Source organism: Streptomyces sp. MS19, from assembly GCF_047200595.1.
GTDB lineage: Bacteria > Actinomycetota > Actinomycetes > Streptomycetales > Streptomycetaceae > Streptomyces.
In genome coordinates, this window is the sequence record NZ_JBJZOH010000001.1 from 44393 (window position 1) to 61962 (window position 17570).

Genomic DNA, 17570 nt, shown 5'->3' on the forward strand with positions numbered 1-17570 from the left:
CACTGAGAACGCATGCGCGGGCCGACTTCTTCCCGAGGGCGCGTCGGATCACGGCGGCGGACGCCGGTACGCCTCATCCGGTGGCGTGTGCGAGGAGGTCGGGCAGGTTGGAGGGTGGGGTGAAGCGTTCGCCGTGGCGGGTGGCGTGGGCGGCGAAGTCGGGCTGTGACAGGGCGAATCGGATGACGCCGCCCGTCCAGGTGGGGAAGCCCGCGCCCAGGAGCGAGCCGATGTCGGCGTCCGCCGCGGAGGAGACGACGCCCTCGTCCAGCAGGCGGAGTGCCTCGATGACCGGGGCGAGCAGCAGCCGTTCGCGCAGATCGGCGAACGGCGGGGCGTCACCGGCGCGTTCGAAGTGCGCGCGCAGGCCGGGCCACAGGCGGGTGCGGCGGCCGTCCGCGTAGTCGTGGAAACCGGCGCCCGCCGCGCGCCCCGGGCGGCCGAGGCCGGACATCCGGTCGAGCACCGCGCAGGCGGGAAGCAGCGTCGGGCCCAGCTCGTCCGCCAGGGCGAGGACCGGCGTCGGGAAACCGGCCTGGGCGGCGGCCTGTTCGACGGACGGGGCGGGGACGCCCTCGGCGATCATGGCCAGACCCTCGGCGAGGAAGCGGCCCGTCAGGCGGTCGGCGAACGGGCCGCGCACGACGAGCGGCGTACGGCCGAGGCGTACGGCCAGGCCGCATGCGCGGGCCGTGGCGGCGTCGTCCGTCGCGGCGCCGCGCACGACCTCGGCCAGCGGCATGCCGTCCACGACGGCGTGCAGGCGCAGGCCCACGAGCGCGTGGGGCCCGTGCAGTTCCTTCGCGAGGCCGGCGAGCGGGGGCACGGGAGCGGTCGCGCACAGCAGCGCGCCGGGGACGGCGGCCTCCTCGGCCCGGCGCAGGAGCGCGCCGGTCCCGGCGGCGTCGCCGTCCCCCGTCACGAGGACGGTGTCGCAGCCGGCCGGGTCGCCCACGGCGACGTCGGCGCCCGCCTCCGCGCACAGGCGGACGATCTCCTCGCCGCGCGCCCCCGCGCCGAGGACGGCGATCCGGCCGCCGGACGCGGACGCGGCGGCCGGGCGCGGGGCGGCGGCGCGCACGGCGGCCAGCTCGGTGTGGAACGCGCGGACCATGTTCGCCGCGACGGGCCCGGCGGCGACCTCGGCCGCGTACCGTGCCTCGACGGTCACGGCCGTCGCGAAGTCCACCTGCGCGCCCTCGACCGCGGCCGCCAGGATCGCGCGGGGCGCCGGGGCGGGCGCGCCGCCGGTCCTGCGGCGCAGCAGCGCGGGGAGCGACGGCAGCAGCGCGGCGAACGCCGGGTCGGCCGGGGTGCCGCCGGGGATGCGGTGGCCGGGGGTGTCCCACGGCTGGCGCGGGTCGGTTGCGGCGTCGATCCAGGCGCGGGCGCGGGCGGTCATGTCGTCGTGGTCGTGGGCGAGTTCGTCGACGAGGCCGGTCTCGAAGGCGCGGGCGGGCGTGTGGAGCGTGCCGTCGAGGAGGACGTGGCGCAGTGCGTCGGCGATGCCGAGGAGGCGGACCGTCCTGGTGACGCCGCCGCCGCCCGGCAGCAGGCCGAGGCGGACGCCCGGCAGGCCGACGCGGCTGCCGGGGGCGTCCACGGCGACGCGGCGGTGGCAGGCGAGCGCCGTCTCCAGCACGCCGCCGAGCGCGTCGCCGCCGAGGGCCGCGACGACCGGGCGGCCGAGGGTCTCGATCTGCCGCAGGTCGCGGGCCGCGCGGGTGGCGGCGTCGAAGACGCGGCGGGCCGTGCCGGGTTCCGCGTCGTGGAGGCGGGCGGGGTCGCCGGTGAGGAACGCGTCTCCCGCCAGGACGAGGATGACGCCCCGGAGCGTCGCCGCCTCCGCCGTGAGCCGGTCGGCGGCCGCGGTGAGGGCGTCCGGGTCGCCGGGGCCGGCGAGGGTGAGCGTGACGATGCCGTCGGGGTCGCGGTGCCAGTCGGGCACGGGGCTCTCCTGAGTGTCTGGGGCGGCGGGCGGCTGGGGCGGCGGGCGCGTCAGACGCGTTCGATCACGGTGGCGATGCCCATGCCGCCGCCGACGCAGAGGGTGGCCAGGCCCCGGCGGAGGTCGCGGCGTTCCAGCTCGTCGAGCAGCGTGCCGAGGATCATGGCGCCGGTCGCGCCCAGGGGGTGGCCCATGGCGATGGCGCCGCCGTTGACGTTGACGCGGTCGGCGCCGGCGCCCGTCTCGCGCAGGAAGCGCAGGACGACGGCGGCGAACGCCTCGTTGATCTCCACGAGGTCGATGTCGTCCATGGTGAGCCCGGCGCGGTCCAGCGCCTTGCGGGCGGCGGGGGCCGGGCCGGTCAGCATGATGGTCGGCTCGGAGCCGGTGACGGCCGCCGAGACGACGCGGGCGCGCGGCGTGAGGCCGTGCCGCTCCCCCGCCGCGCGGGAGCCGACGAGGACGAGGGCGGCGCCGTCCACGATGCCGGAGGAGTTGCCCGCGTGGTGGACGTGCTCGATGCGCTCGATCCAGTGGTACTTCTGGAGCGCCACCGCGTCGAAGCCGCCCTCCGCCCCGGCGCGGGCGAACGCGGGCCGCAGCCCGGCGAGGCTCTCGGCGGTGGTGCCCGGCCGCAGGTGCTCGTCGTGGTCGAGGACGACGAGCCCGGCGCCGTCCGTCACCGGGACGACGGAACGGGCGAACCTGCCGTCCTTCCAGGCGTGCGCGGCACGTTCCTGGGACAGGGCGGCGTAGCTGTCGACGTCATGCCTGCTCAGGCCGTCGAGCGTGGCGATGAGGTCGGCGCCGATGCCCTGCGGGACGAAGCCGGCGCGCAGGTTCGTCATCGGGTCCATCATCCAGGCGCCGCCGTCCGAGCCGATCGGCACGCGGGACATCGACTCGACGCCGCCCGCCAGGATCAGGTCCTCCCAGCCGGAACGGACGCGGGCCGCCGCCGCGTTGACGGCGTCGAGGCCGGAGGCGCAGAAGCGGTTGTGCTGGACGCCCGCGACCGTGTCGGGCAGCCCGGCCGCCAGGGCGGCGACCTTCGCGATGTCGGCGCCCTGGTCGCCGTGCGGGCTGACGACGCCGAGGACCACGTCGTCGACGCCCGCCGGGTCGAGCCCGGGGTTGCGGCGCAGGACGGCGTGGAGCAGGCCGGTGACGAGGTCCACGGGCTTCGTGCCGTGCAGCGCGCCGCCCGACTTGCCGCGGCCGCGCGGGGTGCGTACGGCGTCGTAGAGGTACGCCTCGGGGACGGTGCCGGTGGTGCCCGCGGTCATGGGGTCCCCTTCTCGTCGGTGGCCCTGCGGCCGGCGAGCAGCGAGCGTCCGATGATCTCCTTCATGATCTCGGTCGTGCCGCCGTAGATGGTGAGGATCCGGCCGTCCGTGAACGCGCGGGCGACGGGGTACTCCCGCATGTAACCGTAGCCGCCGTGCAGCTGGAGGCAGCGGTCGGCGACGCGTTTGTGCAGCTCGGTGGCCCACCACTTGGCCATCGCCGCCTCGGTGCCGTCCAGGCCGCCCGCCGCGTGGGCGGCGATACAGCGGTCGGTGAACGCGCGGGTGACGGCGCACTCGGTGGCCATCTCGGCGATCTCGAAGCGGATGTGCTGGAGCGCGGCGAGCGGGCGGCCGAACGCCTCGCGCTCCCGCACGTAGGCGGTGGTGATCTCCACCAGCCGCTCGGCGGCCGCCGCCGCGCCGACGGCGATGGTGAGGCGTTCCCGCGGGAGGTGGTCCATGAGGTGGCCGAAACCGCCGTGGAGGCGGCCGAGGAGGTTGCCCTTGGGGACGCGCACGTCCTGGAAGGACAGCTCGGCGGTGTCCTGGGCGTGCTGGCCGATCTTGTCGAGGTTGCGGCCCCGTTCGAAACCGGGCGTGCCACGCTCGACGGCGAGGAGCGACAGGCCGCGCGCGCCGCCCTCCGGCCTCGTGCGGGCGACGACGAGGACGAGGTCGGCGAGGTGCCCGTTGGAGATGAACGTCTTGGCGCCGTTGAGCAGCCAGTGGTCGCCCTGGTCGGTGGCGGTGGTGCGGATGCCCTGGAGGTCGGACCCGGCGCCCGGCTCGGTCATGGCGACGGCGGTGATCAGCTCGCCCGAGCAGAAGCCGGGCAGCCAGCGGCGCTTCTGCTCGCCGGTGGCGAGGGAGGTGAGGTACGGGCCGATCACGTCGTTGTGCAGCGGCACGGCGAAGCCGCGGGCGCCGGCCCGCGACCACTCCTCGGCCAGGACGGCGGAGAAGCGGTAGTCGTCGGCGCCGCCACCGCCGTACGCCTCGTCCACGGTCAGGCCGAGGAGGCCCTGGCGTCCGGCGGCGCGCCAGGCGTCGCGGGAGACGATGCCGTCCCGTTCCCAGGCGTCGTAGTGGGGCGCGACCTCCTTGGCGAGGAAGGTGCGGACGGTCCGGCGGAACGCGTCGTGGTCGGCGGTGAAGACGTCACGCTGCATCGGTGGCCGTTCCTGGTGCGGGGTCGTCGGGGAGGTCGTCGGGGAGGTCCCAGTCTCGCGCGACGGACGCGGCGCCGTCGCCGGGGAGGGCTGGGCCGCGGCGGACGGCGGTGGGGGTCGCGGAGAAGCGCGGGGCGGGCGCGGGCTGGCGGACGCCGTCGTGGTCGGTGAAGGTGCCGCGGGCGGTGAGGTGCGGGTGGCGTGCCGCCTCGCGGAGCGACAGGACGGGGACGACGCAGGCGTCCGTTCCGGCGAAGTGGGCGGCCCACGCGTCGCGCTCGCGGGTGGCGAGGCGGGCGGCGATCAGGGCGCGGAGGGCGGGCGCGTTGGCCGGGTCGTCGGGGTCGGGGGCGTCGTCGGCGACGCCGAGGAGATCGAGGAACGCGGCGCGGAAGCGCGGTTCGAGCGGGCCCACGGCGAGGTGGCCGCCGTCGGAGGCGGTGTAGACGGCGTAGAACGGGGAGCCGCCGTCGAGGGCGTTCACCGCGCGGCGGTCCCGCCACGCCCCGGCCGCGAGCAGGCCGTGGAACAGCGTGCCGAGGTGGGCGGCGCCGTCCACGATCGCCGCGTCCACGACCTGCCCGTGACCGGTGGCGCGGGCGTGGTGGAGAGCGGCCAGGACGCCGGTGACCAGGTAGAGGGCGCCGCCCGCGTAGTCCCCGAGGAGGTTGGCGGGGACGGCGGGCGGGCCGTCGGCCGGGCCGATCATGCCGAGCGTGCCGCTGAGGGCGAGATACCCGATGTCGTGCCCGGCGCGCGGGGCGAGCGGGCCGTCCTGCCCCCAGCCGGTCATCCGGCCGTAGACGAGCCGGGGGTTGCGGGCGTGGCAGGCGGCGGGGCCGAGGCCGAGGCGTTCGGCGACGCCCGGCCTGAAGCCCTCGACCAGGATGTCCGCGCGGGAGGCGAGGGCGAGCGCGGTGCGCGCGCCGCCGGGGGTGCCGAGGTCGAGCAGGACGGACCGCTTGTTGCGGCGCGTCAGGTCGGCCCGCGGGTCGAGCGCCGTGCCGTCGGGGCCGGGGCCGCGGCCGGGGCGGTCGACGCGTACGACGTCCGCGCCGAGGTCGCCGAGCAGCATCCCGGCGAACGGTCCGGGGCCGATGCCGCCCAGTTCGAGGACGCGCAGCCCGTCGAGCGGCCCGGCCGGTGCGCCGTGCCCGTCCTCTCGCGTCCCTGCTGCCATCGGGCTCCCGGGTGTGCGCGCGGACCCGCCGCCCACGGCGGGGCGACGGGCGGACGGGGCGATGATAGGAACGCCCGCCGCGGGCGCACAAGGGCGGCCGGGCTCACCAGGACGTGCCGCCGTGGTCGAGGAGTCCGGCGAGCGGCAGGGTCGCGGCGCCGACGGTGACGGCGTCCGGGCCGAGCAGGCCCATCTCGATGGTGGCGCGCGCGGCGGGGTGCCGGAGGGCGTACGCGCCCGCCGCCTCCCGGACGGCGGGCAGCAGGTACGGGCCGAGGAGCAGGCCCATCCAGCCGCCGAGGACGATCCGTTCCGGATTGAAGAGGTTCACGAGGTCGGCGATGCCGGCGCCGAGGTACTCGGCGGTCTCGTCCAGCAGCGCGACCACGCGCGGGTCGCCCGCGCGGGCCGCGGCGAGCAGCGCGGCGATGCCCGCCTCCTGCCCGGTGGCCGGCACGTCGCCGCCCGCCTCGCGCCAGCGCTCCAGCAGCGCGACGGCGCCCACGTACGCCTCCAGGCAGCCGCGCGCGCCGCAGCGGCACAGGCGGCCCCCGACGCTCAGCGTGGTGTGCCCCCACTCCCCCGCGCCGCTGTTCGCCCCGCCGTAGGGCACGCCGTCCGTCACGATGCACGCGCCCACCCCCGAGCCGAGCAGGGCGATCACCGCGTCGCGGGCGCCACGGCCCGCGCCGAACCACAACTCGGCCTGGCCGCAGGTGCGCGCGCCGTTCGCCACATGGATGGGCACGCGGTCGGGCAGGCCGGCCGCGCCGCGCAGCAGCCGTTCGAGCGGGACCGCGTCCCAGCCCGTCGTCTGGCCGTGCACCACGGCGCCGAGGCCGCTGTCCTGGTCGCGCGAGACGACGCCGGGGACGCCCACGCCGACGCCGAGCAGCAGCAGTTCGGCCGGGGCGCCCGCGGCCTTGAGGACGGTGGCGATGCCGTCGCGCACGTACTGCACGATCAGCTCGACGTCGTGACCCGCGCCGTGCGGGGCACGGGCGGCGGCCTCCTCGCCGCCGAGCGGGTACTCGACGCGCGCCAGTTCGGTCAGCGCCAGGTCGAACAGCTCGACGCGCACCCGGGTCTCGCCGACGTCCACACCGATCAGCCGGTGGCAGGACGGATCGACGCGCAGCAGCGTGCGCGGGCGGCCGCCGTCCGAGTCGACCGAACCCGCCTCGCACAGCAGGCCGTCGGCGAGCAGCCCGGACGTGACGGTACTGACCGTCCCCGAGCTGAGCCCGGTGGCGAGCCCCAGCTCGTGCCTGCTGAGCGGGCCGTGGAAGTACAGATGCCGCAGCAGGGCGGCGCGGTTGGCGCGCCGCAGATCGCGCACTGTCCGGCGCTTCGTTTCACCCATGTCTTCACCCGTGTGCCCTTCAGGAGCAACCTATCCCGCGCCGCGGACTGACGGGAGAGCGCTTTCCAGTTGTGTTATAAAGACGCCCATGAGCGACAGGGCGGCCAAGGGCTCTCCCACGCTGGAGGACGTGGCCCGGGAGGCGGGCGTCTCCCGGGCCACGGTCTCGCGGGTGATCAACGGGATCCGCAACGTGGATCCGGAGATCCAGCAGGTGGTGCGCCAGGCGATCGCCGACACCGGTTACGTCCCCAACTCCGCGGCGCGCACGCTCGTCACCCGGCGCGCGGGCACGGTCGCCCTCGTCGTCTCCGGCGCCGGGGACGAGGGGGAGGGCGCCGGACTGCCGGGCGACCCGTTCTTCGGCCGCATCGCGGGCGGCGTGCTCGGCTCCCTGCGCCCGCGCGGCATGCACCCCGTGCTGATGCTGGCCGACTCGGACGAGGCGCGCCGCCAGGTGCTCGCCTACCTGCGGCAGGGCCACGCGGACGGCGCGCTGCTCGTCTCGACGCACCCGGCCGACCCACTGCCGCGCCAACTCGTCGCCGCCGGACTGCCCGTGGTGCTCTTCGCGCGGCCCGCGCGGCCCGCGCCGGTCAGTTACGTGGACCTGGCGCACCAGGACGGGGCGCGGCTGGCGGCCGACCACCTCGTCGCGCGCGGCTGCCGCGTGGTGGGGACGGTCACCGGGCCGCTCGACGTCCTGGCGAGCCAGGACCGGCTGGCGGGCTTCCGCGACGCGATGGCCCGGCACGGGCATCCGTACGTCCCCAGCGCCGAGGGGAACTTCACGCTCGACAGCGGCGAGGCGGCGATGCACCGGCTGCTGGCCGAGGAGCCGGGGCTCGACGGCGTCTTCGTCGCCAACGACCTGATGGCCCAGGGCGCGCTGCACGCGCTGCGCGAGACGGGCCGCGCGGTCCCCGGCGACGTGGCGGTGGTCGGTTTCGACGACAGCAGCGCCGCGCTGGCCTGCCGCCCGCCGCTGACCACGGTGCGCCAGCCGATCGAGCAGATGGCCGCCGAGATGACCAGGCTGCTGCTCGACCGCATCGAGACGCCGGGCCGCCGCCCGGCCTCGGTCATCTTCGAACCCTCCCTGGTGGTACGGAAGTCGGCCTAGCGGACGGGCAGGACGCGCGCCGCGTTCCGGAACCGCGACTTCTCACGTCACGGGCGTTGACACCCGTCATACCGCAAGCCAGTCTCAGCGGAGAGCGCTCTCCCAACCCCCCACCTCATCACGGCGACGCCCCTGCCAGGACGGGTCGGGCGCCGCCGTCTTCCGCACCGAGGAGACATCCGTGCTTGTCCGCAGTACACCCCTGCGCGGCCTCGCCAGGCCGCCCGCACTCATCCTGTCGGTCCTCGCCCTGCTCGCCGGGGCGCTCGTCATGCTCCAGCCAGGGCGCGCCGTCGCCGCCGAACAGCTCCTGTCCCAGGGGAAGACCGCCACCGCCTCGTCCCAGGAGGGCGCGGGCTACGCCGCCTCCCTCGCCGTGGACGGCAACGCCGGTACCCGCTGGGCCAGTGAGTGGAGCGACGACCAGTGGCTCCAGGTCGACCTGGGATCGAGCGCCGCGCTGTCCCGCGTCGTCCTCAACTGGGAGGGCGCGTACGGCAGGGCCTTCCGCATCCAGACGTCGCAGGACGGCGGCTCCTGGACGACCGTCCACACCGAGACGGCAGGCTCCGGCGGCAACCAGACCATCGCCGTGAGCGGCACGGGCCGCTACGTCCGCCTCCTCGGCACCCAGCGGGGGACCGGATACGGCTACTCGCTCTGGGAGTTCCAGGTCTACGGCGAGACGGGCGGCACCGGCCCGGTCGAGGGCGGCACCGTCGAGGTGACGGGCAGCCAGGGCAACTGGCAGCTGACCGTCGAGGGCGAGCCGTACACCGTCAAGGGCCTCACCTGGGGCCCGGCCATCGCCGACGCCGGGCGCTACATGCCCGACCTCGCCTCCATGGGCGTCAACACCATCCGCACCTGGGGCACCGACGCCAGCACCCGTCCGCTCCTCGACACGGCGGCCGCCAACGGCATCCGCGTCATCGCCGGCTTCTGGCTCCAGCCGGGCGGCGGGCCGGGCAGCGGCGGTTGTGTGGACTATGTCAACGACTACGACTACAAGGGCTACCAGCTCTACCTGATGAACGAGTGGGTCGCCGCGTACAAGGACCACCCCGGCGTGCTGATGTGGAACGTCGGCAACGAATCCCTGCTCGGCCTCCAGAACTGCTACTCCGGCGCCGAACTGGAGGCGCAGCGCGACGCGTACGCCCAGTTCGTCAACGACGCGGCCGGCGAGATCCACGCGCTCGACCCGAACCACCCCGTCACCTCGACGGACGCGTGGACGGGCGCTTGGCCGTACTACCAGGAGCACAGCCCCGAGCTCGACCTGCTCTCCGTCAACTCCTACGGCGCCGTCTGCGACATCGAGGAGTTCTGGACCGCGGGCGGCTACGACCGCCCGTACATCCTCACCGAGGGCGGCCCGGCCGGCGAGTGGGAGACCGACGACGACGTCAACGGCGTCCCGCAGGAGCCGACCGACGTCGACAAGGCCGAGGGCTACCGCGACGCGTGGGACTGCCTGATGGGGCACGAGGGTGTGGCGCTCGGCGGCACGCTCTTCCACTACGGCACCGAACGCGACTTCGGCGGCGTGTGGTTCAACCTGCTGCCGGGCGGCGAGCGGCGCCTGTCGTACTACGCGGTGGCGGACATCTTCGGCGGCTCGGTGGGCACCAACACCCCGCCGGTCGTGTCGAACCTGACCGTCTCCGGCAGCCGCACGGCGGTCCCGGCCGGGCGGCAGTTCACGCTCGGCGCGTCGCTGACGGACCCGAACGGCGACACGATCACGCCGTCCGTCGCGTTCAGCAGCAAGTACATCGACGACAACGGCGCGCTGGTAGACGCCCAGTTCACACGGCAGGGCGACACCTTCTCGGTGACCGCGCCGACCCGGCCCGGCGTCTGGAAGGTCTATCTGCTCGCCCGTGACGGCCGGGGCAACGTCGGCATCGAGACGACGACCATCAACGTCGTCCCGCCGCCGGTGCCCGGCACCAACATCGCGCAGGGCCGCCCGACCACCGCGTCCTCGTACCAGGCGGTCGGCGACGGCGCGCCGTTCCCGCCGTCGAACGCGACGGACGGCAACCGCGCGACCCGCTGGGCGAGCGACTGGAGCGATCCGCAGTGGCTCCAGATCGACCTGGGCTCGGTGACGGCGTTCCAGAACGTGCAGCTCGTCTGGGAGGGCGCCTACGCCAGGGCGTACCAGGTCCAGACGTCGGACAACGGCACGGACTGGCGCACGATCCACACCGTCACGAACGGCCAGGGCGGCGTGGACACCACGGCGGTGAACGGGTCCGGCAGGTACGTGCGGGTGCTCGGCACCGAGCGCGGTACCGGCTGGGGCTACTCGCTCTTCGAGTTCGGCGTCTACCGCTCCTGATCCCGACCACCCCGGGGCCCGGCCCGCGGGCCCCGGGGCTGTGCCTCCCCGCACAGCACTGTCCCCCGGCCGCCGGATACGGCGGCCGGGGGACAGTGGGTCGGGCCCACGCGGCTCCCCTGTCGCAAGGGGGGTGAGAGAGCGCTCTACCGCGCGGACCCGGTCAGCGGGCCCCGATCGGTGCTCAGGGCAGTACTCAGGGCAGTGCTCAGGGCAGTTCGTAGTTCTCGTTCAACGCGGCTCCGCGCTCCGGCTTGTACTGGTCGAAGCCCCGCGCGTCGCACTGGAGCCCGCCGTTGATGCAGTGCTGGACCAGCCGGGCGAGCACCGGCTCGTCCCAGGCGTTGAAGACGTCGTAGTGGAACGAGTAGCCCTCACCGCTGGCCAGCCTGACCCGCGACGTGTCCCCGCTGACGGGGAACGCCATCTTGAACTCGATCATCGGCACGGCCACCGGGTGGCTGGCCGGGCAGACGTCGTGGTTGTTCGCCACCGGGACCGGGTAGGCCATGTGCGCCTTGTGGTCGGGCGAGTCGAGGTGCCGGCCGTCCCAGCAGCTCGGCGCCTGGAAGCGGACGTTCAGCTGCGAACCGGGCGCGCACCAGTCCGGGATGTCGGAGTTGAAGAACGAGTCCCCGCACTCCCAGCCCTCGACCGTCGCGTCCAGGAACGCCTGCTCGCTCTGCCCCGGGTCGCCGACCACGTAGCGCAGGCCGGGCGGGAAGGGGCGGACGGTCCGGAAGTCGGTGACCCCGGCCTTGTAGTAGATGACCTGCTCACCGATGGGCCGGACCTCCTGGTCGCCGTTGTACATCGTCGGCATCCAGTACGCGGTCAGGTCGCCGGGCACCTTGCAGGTCGTGTCGCCGCCCCGGAGGGAGTCGAGGGTCGAGCCCGCGTAGGTGGTGTCGTTGCCCATGAAGGTGTGGTCGTGCGACGCGCCGGGGAGCCCGGGGAAGACGATCGGGTCGTCCGGCGCGGTGTGGTTCACCGAGCAGTTGGCCTGGAACTCGTGGTGTGAGGCGTACGGCACGTCGGGGGACGGCGGGATGCCCTGGACCGGCGGGTTCACGGGGATCCACTGCCCCGGCGGGGGCGCGGCGGGGGCCACGGCGGCGGGGGCCGCGACGGCGGCGGCCGGCGCGTCGGAGGCGGATGCGCTGTTCATCGCGCCGAGGCCGCCCGCCACCATCACGAGCGCGGCGGCGGCCGTCAGGCCTGAGGACAGGAGTGATCTGCGAGGCATGCGATCTCCTCGATCCAGTGGGGGATGGGAGAGGGAGAGCGGGAGAGCGCTCTCCCATGCCTCGGAGTGTTTCCGGAATGCTGAGAGCATGTCAATACGCGGTGACCGCCGGAACTTTCCCGGACCCGCTACGCCCGCCGCCCGGCGGCCGTCACACCCCTGCCGCGCGGTACTCCAGACCGTGCCCCGTCACCTGATACAGGTACGCCACCGGGCCCGCGCCCGTGTAGTTCCCCGCCGCGTCGAAGGCGAGCTGCCGCCCGATGCCCCAGCGCGCTCCGGCGCGCAGCCCGTCCACAAGCCCGGTCCTGGTCAGGGCCGCGCTCCCCCGCAGCCGCGCCATGGCGTCCGCCAGGAAGCGCACCGCGTCGTACGCCTCCGCCGCGTACGGGTCGGGGCGTATGCCGAAGCGCCCCCGGTGCGCGGCGGCGAAGCCCCTGGCCGCCGGATCGGCGTCCGGATCGCACCACGGCGTGACGAAGTGCCAGCCGTCGGCCGCCTCCCCCGCCTCGGCCCAGAACGGCGGGGCGAGCGCCTGCTGCCCGGCGAGGCCCGCGCCGGTGAAGCCCGCCGCCCGCAGCGCGGCGGCCAGCCGCCCCGCGCCCGCCGGGGGGCCCGCGTAGAGAACGGCGTCGGCGTGCTCGGCCGTGAGCCAGGCGGCGGCCGGGCCCATGTCGCCCGCCGCCGGGGGCCGTACGGTCGGCAGCGCCGTGACGCGGCTGCCGCCGAGCGCCGCGCGCACCGCGTCGGTGCGGCGCGTGCCGGACCCGCCGTCCTGCACCGGTTCGACGAACCCGACGCGCGCGGCGCCCAGTTCGGTGCCGAGGAGCCGGGCCACGGCCCGCGCGGCGCGTATCGCGCCCGGCCTGCCCCGCAGCACGGTCTCGGTGCCGGGGCCGGTCCCGAAGCCGCCCGCCGACAGCGCGAGCAGGGGGAGCCGCGCCCGCCCGTAGACGGCGGCGACCACGCCGGCCACCGCGTCGGTGGTCGGTCCGATGACGGCCATCACCGCCTTGTCGGCGGCGAGTTCACGGGCGGCCTCGGCGCCGTGCCGAGGGTCGCCGCCGTCGTCCACGACACGTGTCGCCACGGTGAACGGGAGCGTCCCGAGGACGGCCAGTTCCTCGACGGCGAGGGTGACGCCGTGCTCCTGTCCCGTGCCGAGCACGGCGTGCGGCCCGGTCAGATCGGCCTGGAGTCCGATGACGTACCGCTCGCCGCGCGGCGCCTTCGTGCGGCGCCGCGCCAGACCGGCGGTGGCCGACCCGGCGAGGGCGAGCGTGCCCGCGCCGAGCAGCAGGGCCGCGCGGCGCCGGCGGAACGTCCGCCCGCCAGGCCGCTCCTCCCCCGGCTGTTCCCCCGGCTGTTCCTGCGCCGCCGGGACATGGCGTGTGTCGGCGGGGGCGCGGAGGGCCGGGAGCGGGGCGGCGTACCGTTCCGCGACATCGCGGGCGACGGCGGGCGGGAGCCAGCCGAAGGGGCGGGATTCGGCCAGTTCGGCGCAGAGGTCGGCGGCGGTGGGGCGTACGCGGGGGTCGGCCGCCAGGCATGCCTGGACGACTTCGAGCAGCGCGCGCGGCACGTCGGCGAGGTCGGGCGTCTCCTCCCCGCCGGGGGCGTGCGCGGGGCGCCCCGCGGCGGCGAACGCGAGGACCTGGCCGAGGCCCAGGATGTCGCGGGGTGCCTCCGCGTCGCGTCCGGTGGGGAGGATGCCGCTGCCACCGAAACCGGTGAGGCGCGGCGCGTCGGGCGCGAGCAGGACATGGCCGGGCCGTACGTCGCGGTGGGACAGTCCCGCGGCGTGCACGGCGCGCAACGCCTGGGCGAGGGCGGCGCCGAGGATGCGCACGGTGCGGACGGGCAGGGGTCCGCGTGTGGCGACGGCGCGGGGCAGGGTGGGGCCGGGGTAGTGGGGATAGGCGGCCCAGATGATGCGGCCCGCCGTGTCGGCGGCCATGACGGTGACGAGGTACGGGTGCCGGACGTGGCGCGCGGCGGCGACGTCCCGTTCGAAGTGCGGGCGGAAGCCGGGGGCGTGGACGTGCTCGGGCCGGATCACCTTGAGCGCGACGGGCGGGCCGCCCTGGGGGCGGGCCACGTGCACGACGCCCGTACGGCCCTCGGCCAGCTGCGCCAGCAGCCGATAGGCCCCGATCCGCCGCAGGTCGGGCGGTTCCAGGTCCCTCACGCGGCTCGATCTCCCGGTTCGCGGGGCGCGGACTCCCGGCGCCGGGCGTCACCTTAGCGTTCCCGTGCGGCGACGGACTGTGCAGACGGGGTGAATTGCGGGCCTGTGGGGCCCATTGCCCGGGGAGGTGACGGCGCGTCGGGCATGGTGCGCGCCGTACGGGAGGCGTTGCACTCCGGGGCCGCGGCGATCAGCCGTGCAGTGGTGCTGTCAGGGTGAGCGCGGGAGGGACTTCGGCGGAGGGTGTGGGGAAGCGTTCGAGGCGCAGTTCGCCGCGCGGGTCGGCCAGTTCGTCGGCGGCTTCGGCGAGGTGTACGGCGGCCCAGTCGGCGAGCGTGCCGGAGACGAGCGCGGCGTTGGGCACGGGGCGGGGGCCGGAGTGGCCGAGCGGGTGCCATTGATGGCCGCGCTCGCCCCGGTGGGTGATCCGCCGCCGGTACCGCTGCCAGGGGGCCGTGCGCACGGGGATGTCCGCCGGGGCTACGCGCCGGTGGCCACGTCGCCGAAGCGCGTGACGTAGCGGCGTTGCCAGGGGGTCTCGACGGCGCCGCGCGCGTAGTGCTCCCGCACGTAGGCGACGGCGTCACGGGGCGGCACGCCGTCGATGACGGCCAGGCAGGCGAGCGCCGTGCCCGTGCGGCCCTTGCCGCCGCCGCAGGCCAGCTCGACGCGTTCGCCGGGGGCGCGTTCCCAGACGTCCCGGAGAGCGCGGGCGGCGTCGTCCCGGTCGGCGGGCAGGCGGAAGTCGGGCCAGCGCAGCAGGCGGGACTCCCAGGCGACGGGCGGGGGCTCCTTCGCCAGCAGGTAGAGGCCGTAGGTGGGTTCCGGGCCGTCGGGCAGGGGGTGGCGCAGGCCGCGGCCCCTGACGAGGCGGCCGGAGGGCAGCCGCAGGACGCCGGGGGCGCCGAGGTCCCAGGGGGTGATCATCCGACGACCCTACTGTCCGATGGCAGGAGGCATCAACGCGTGAACCGCCCGACGTCGGCCGTGGTGAGGACGGTCCGTTCTCGGCGGTCCGACTTCCGGCGGGCGGCGACCCCGAGGGCGGCGGTGGTCAGCGCCGAGGCCGCCAGGACGAGGTCGGAACGCGCGGGCACGTCGCCGGTCGTGAAGCTGCTGCCGTCGGCGGTCTCGCACACGTACCGGGGCGGCAGGTAGGTGGCGTAGTGCCGGGCGATACCGGTCTCCTGCCATGCGGTGCCGACGCGGCACGGACGGGCGGGCTCCGAGTCGGTACCGCCGTCGTGCGCGTCCAGCCAGACCAGTCCGACGATCGCCAGGGCACCGGCGTACAGCAGCGTCGTGAGGGCGGCGGAGAGCGCGGTGAGGCCGCGCAGCACCCGTGGGGTGGCCGGACGGCCCGGGGAGCGTCTGCCGAGCGTGCGCAGCCCATGCCCTCCCAGGCCGAAGGCGGTGAGGAACAGGCAGAAACTCAGGAAGAGGGGCAGCACGCGCGCCCCCGTAAGTCGGCGCCCCAGGTGGCGGCGGTGGAGTACGGCATCTCCCGAGTACAGCAGAGCCGATCCGCCGTGACCATGGCGGGGGGATCGCGGCTCAGGCGGTCGCGCGCAGTGCGGCGCGGCACGCGTGGTCGGCGGCACGTGTCGTCTCGGGGAGTCGGAAGCCGCGTGTCGTCAGGTGCAGGGTGTGCGCGCAGGCGTCGTCGGTCGTGGTGCGGTGGCCCGGGGAGACGAAGACGGGTTTCACGCCGTCACGTGTGCGCAGTGCGGCGCCGACCACCTCGTCACCGTCGAGCAGCGGCGAGCGGTCGCCACGGCGCGGCCCTGGCTGCGCGTACGCGAAGACGAACGGGGTCTTGGCCACGCCGATCGTCGGCAGCCCGGTGAGGACGCCGAGGTGGCTGGCGAGTCCGAAGCGGCGCGGGTGCGCGATGCCGTAGCCGTCGCAGACGATGAGGTCGGGCGTGCGGGGCAGCCTGCCGAGCGCGTCGAGGACGGCGGGCAGCTCGCGGAAGGCGAGGAGCCCCGGGAGGTAGGCGAAGGGGACGGGTCCCGTGGCGGTGGCGGTCTCGGTGACGGCGAGGGTGGCCGCGTCCAGCAGGACGGCCGCGGCGGCGACCACGCCCCGGTCGTCGTCGTACGCCACGTCCACCCCGGCCACCAGGGTGCCGGGGCCGCCGGGCGGCGGCCCCGACGGGTCGAGGACGACGTGCGCGCGCAGCCGCAGCTGCTCGGCGGTCGCCTCCTCCTCGGTGGCCGGGGTGGTGTGGACGTGCACGGGTCAGCTCAGGTCGATGCCCGGGTACAGCGGGTGCCTGGCGAGCAGGTCGGCGGAGCGCTCCTGGACCTGCTTGGCGACCCCGTCCTCCAGCACGTACGTGGCCTTGGAGGCGGCGCCGCTCTTGGCCGTGCCGGGGGTGGTGCGGCGCAGCACGGTGTCGATCAGGTCGGCGACCTCGTCCATGCCGTCGGTGTCCAGGCCGCGCGTGGTGAGCGCGGGAGTGCCGATGCGGATGCCGGAGGTGTACCAGGCGCCGTTCGGGTCGCGCGGGATGGCGTTGCGGTTGGTGACGATGCCCGCGTCGAGCAGCGCCGCCTCCGCCTGGCGGCCGGTGAGCCCGTAGCCGGAGACGTCGATCAGCGCGAGGTGGTTGTCGGTGCCGCCGGTGACGAGGCGGGCGCCGCGCCGCGTCAGGCCCTCGGCGAGGGCGCGCGAGTTGTCCACGACGCGCTGCGCGTAGTCGCGGAACGCGGGCTGCCGCGCCTCGGCCAGCGCGACGGCCTTCGCGGCCATCACGTGCGGCAGCGGGCCGCCCAGCACCATCGGGCAGCCGCGGTCCACCTGGTCGGCGAGCGAGTCGTCGCACAGGACCATGCCGCCGCGCGGGCCGCGCAGGGACTTGTGCGTCGTGGTGGTGACGATCTGGGCGTGCGGCACCGGGTCGAAGTCGCCGGTGAGCACCTTGCCCGCGACGAGACCGGCGAAGTGCGCCATGTCCACCATCAGCGTGGCGCCGACCTCGTCGGCGATCTCCCGCATGATGCGGAAGTTGACCAGGCGCGGGTAGGCCGAGTAGCCGGCGATCAGGATCAGCGGGCGGAACTCGCGGGCCGCCGCGCGGACCGCGTCGTAGTCGAGCAGGCCCGTCTCCGGGTCGGTGCCGTAGCTGCGCTGGTCGAACATCTTGCCGGAGATGTTCGGCCGGAAGCCGTGCGTGAGGTGGCCGCCCGCGTCGAGGGACATGCCGAGCATGCGCTGGTCGCCCAGCTCGCGGCGGAGCGCGGACCAGTCGGCGTCGCTGAGGTCGTTCACCTGGCGCACGCCCGCGCGCTCCAGGGCCGGGCTCTCCACGCGGGAGGCGAGGACGGCCCAGAACGCGACGAGGTTCGCGTCGATGCCGGAGTGCGGCTGGACGTACGCGTGCTGCGCGCCGAACAGCTCGCGGGCGTGCTCGGCGGCGATCGACTCGACGGTGTCCACGTTGCGGCAGCCGGCGTAGAAGCGGCGGCCGACCGTGCCCTCGGCGTACTTGTCGCTCATCCAGTTGCCCATGGTGAGCAGGACGGCGGGCGAGGCGTAGTTCTCGCTGGCGATCAGCTTGAGCGAGGCACGCTGGTCGTCGATCTCGCGGCCGATCGCGTCGGCGATGCGCGGCTCGACGCCGCGGATGACGTCCAGGCTGTCGCGGAACGCCGCGGACGCCGTCTCGGCGGTGGATCGCTGCGGGGAATCCGTGGTCATGGCGGGGCCTCC

The 17570-nt window shown here is 75.4% G+C and carries 14 protein-coding genes; 2 read left to right on the plus strand and 12 right to left on the minus strand.

The window, feature by feature from the left end; all coding sequences use genetic code 11:
- Window positions 1-73 precede the first annotated feature (73 nt).
- The 5 genes from ACL02R_RS00195 to ACL02R_RS00215 form a co-directional block, all read right to left on the minus strand.
- Window positions 74-1948: an enoyl-CoA hydratase-related protein gene (locus ACL02R_RS00195; RefSeq protein ID WP_412794721.1), complete on the minus strand. Its 1875-nt coding sequence runs from the start codon at window positions 1946-1948 to the stop codon at window positions 74-76.
- Window positions 1949-1998: 50 nt separating this feature from the next.
- Window positions 1999-3234: an acetyl-CoA C-acetyltransferase gene (locus tag ACL02R_RS00200; RefSeq protein WP_412794722.1), complete on the minus strand. Its 1236-nt coding sequence runs from the start codon at window positions 3232-3234 to the stop codon at window positions 1999-2001.
- Window positions 3231-4406, minus strand: coding sequence for an acyl-CoA dehydrogenase family protein (locus ACL02R_RS00205; RefSeq protein WP_412794723.1), 1176 nt, complete (start codon window positions 4404-4406; stop codon window positions 3231-3233). The genes ACL02R_RS00200 and ACL02R_RS00205 overlap by 4 nt, the downstream gene beginning before the upstream one ends.
- Entirely contained in the window at window positions 4396-5586 is a 1191-nt protein-coding gene (locus ACL02R_RS00210) for a CaiB/BaiF CoA transferase family protein (protein ID WP_412794724.1), read from the minus strand. Before ACL02R_RS00210 ends, ACL02R_RS00205 begins: the two co-directional genes overlap by 11 nt.
- A gap of 103 nt (window positions 5587-5689) precedes the next feature.
- A complete protein-coding gene (locus ACL02R_RS00215) occupies window positions 5690-6949 on the minus strand; it encodes an ROK family protein (RefSeq protein ID WP_412794725.1) in 1260 nt (419 codons plus the stop codon).
- A gap of 88 nt (window positions 6950-7037) precedes the next feature.
- On the opposite strand from ACL02R_RS00215, the gene ACL02R_RS00220 reads away from it, so the two are divergent.
- Window positions 7038-8072 (plus strand): LacI family DNA-binding transcriptional regulator, encoded by a 1035-nt coding sequence (locus ACL02R_RS00220; RefSeq protein WP_412794726.1) that lies wholly within the window; start codon window positions 7038-7040, stop codon window positions 8070-8072.
- A 271-nt stretch (window positions 8073-8343) separates the two neighbouring features.
- The gene (locus ACL02R_RS00225; protein ID WP_412795150.1) at window positions 8344-10422 is read left to right on the plus strand and encodes a discoidin domain-containing protein; all 2079 of its coding nucleotides are present in this window, start codon (window positions 8344-8346) and stop codon (window positions 10420-10422) included.
- Between the two features lie 208 nt (window positions 10423-10630).
- On the opposite strand, the gene ACL02R_RS00230 is transcribed toward ACL02R_RS00225, so the two are convergent.
- The 7 genes from ACL02R_RS00230 to ACL02R_RS00260 all read right to left on the minus strand — a co-directional run bounded on the left by ACL02R_RS00230 (window position 10631) and on the right by ACL02R_RS00260 (window position 17558).
- Window positions 10631-11668: a DUF1996 domain-containing protein gene (locus ACL02R_RS00230; RefSeq protein WP_412794727.1), complete on the minus strand. Its 1038-nt coding sequence runs from the start codon at window positions 11666-11668 to the stop codon at window positions 10631-10633.
- Window positions 11669-11819: 151 nt separating this feature from the next.
- Entirely contained in the window at window positions 11820-13856 is a 2037-nt protein-coding gene (locus ACL02R_RS00235) for an ABC transporter substrate-binding protein (protein WP_412794728.1), read from the minus strand.
- Window positions 13857-14046: 190 nt separating this feature from the next.
- Complete coding sequence (locus ACL02R_RS00240) at window positions 14047-14319, minus strand: hypothetical protein (RefSeq protein WP_412794729.1); 273 nt, start codon at window positions 14317-14319, stop codon at window positions 14047-14049.
- A gap of 17 nt (window positions 14320-14336) precedes the next feature.
- Entirely contained in the window at window positions 14337-14783 is a 447-nt protein-coding gene (locus tag ACL02R_RS00245) for a protein phosphatase (protein WP_412794730.1), read from the minus strand.
- Between the two features lie 32 nt (window positions 14784-14815).
- A complete protein-coding gene (locus tag ACL02R_RS00250; RefSeq protein ID WP_412794731.1) occupies window positions 14816-15307 on the minus strand; it encodes a hypothetical protein in 492 nt (163 codons plus the stop codon).
- Between the two features lie 103 nt (window positions 15308-15410).
- Window positions 15411-16094, minus strand: a complete 684-nt coding sequence (locus tag ACL02R_RS00255) for an endonuclease V (protein ID WP_412794732.1) — start codon at window positions 16092-16094, stop codon at window positions 15411-15413.
- Between the two features lie 3 nt (window positions 16095-16097).
- Window positions 16098-17558, minus strand: a complete 1461-nt coding sequence (locus ACL02R_RS00260) for a glycine hydroxymethyltransferase (RefSeq protein WP_412794733.1) — start codon at window positions 17556-17558, stop codon at window positions 16098-16100.
- Between the last annotated feature and the right edge of the window lie 12 nt (window positions 17559-17570).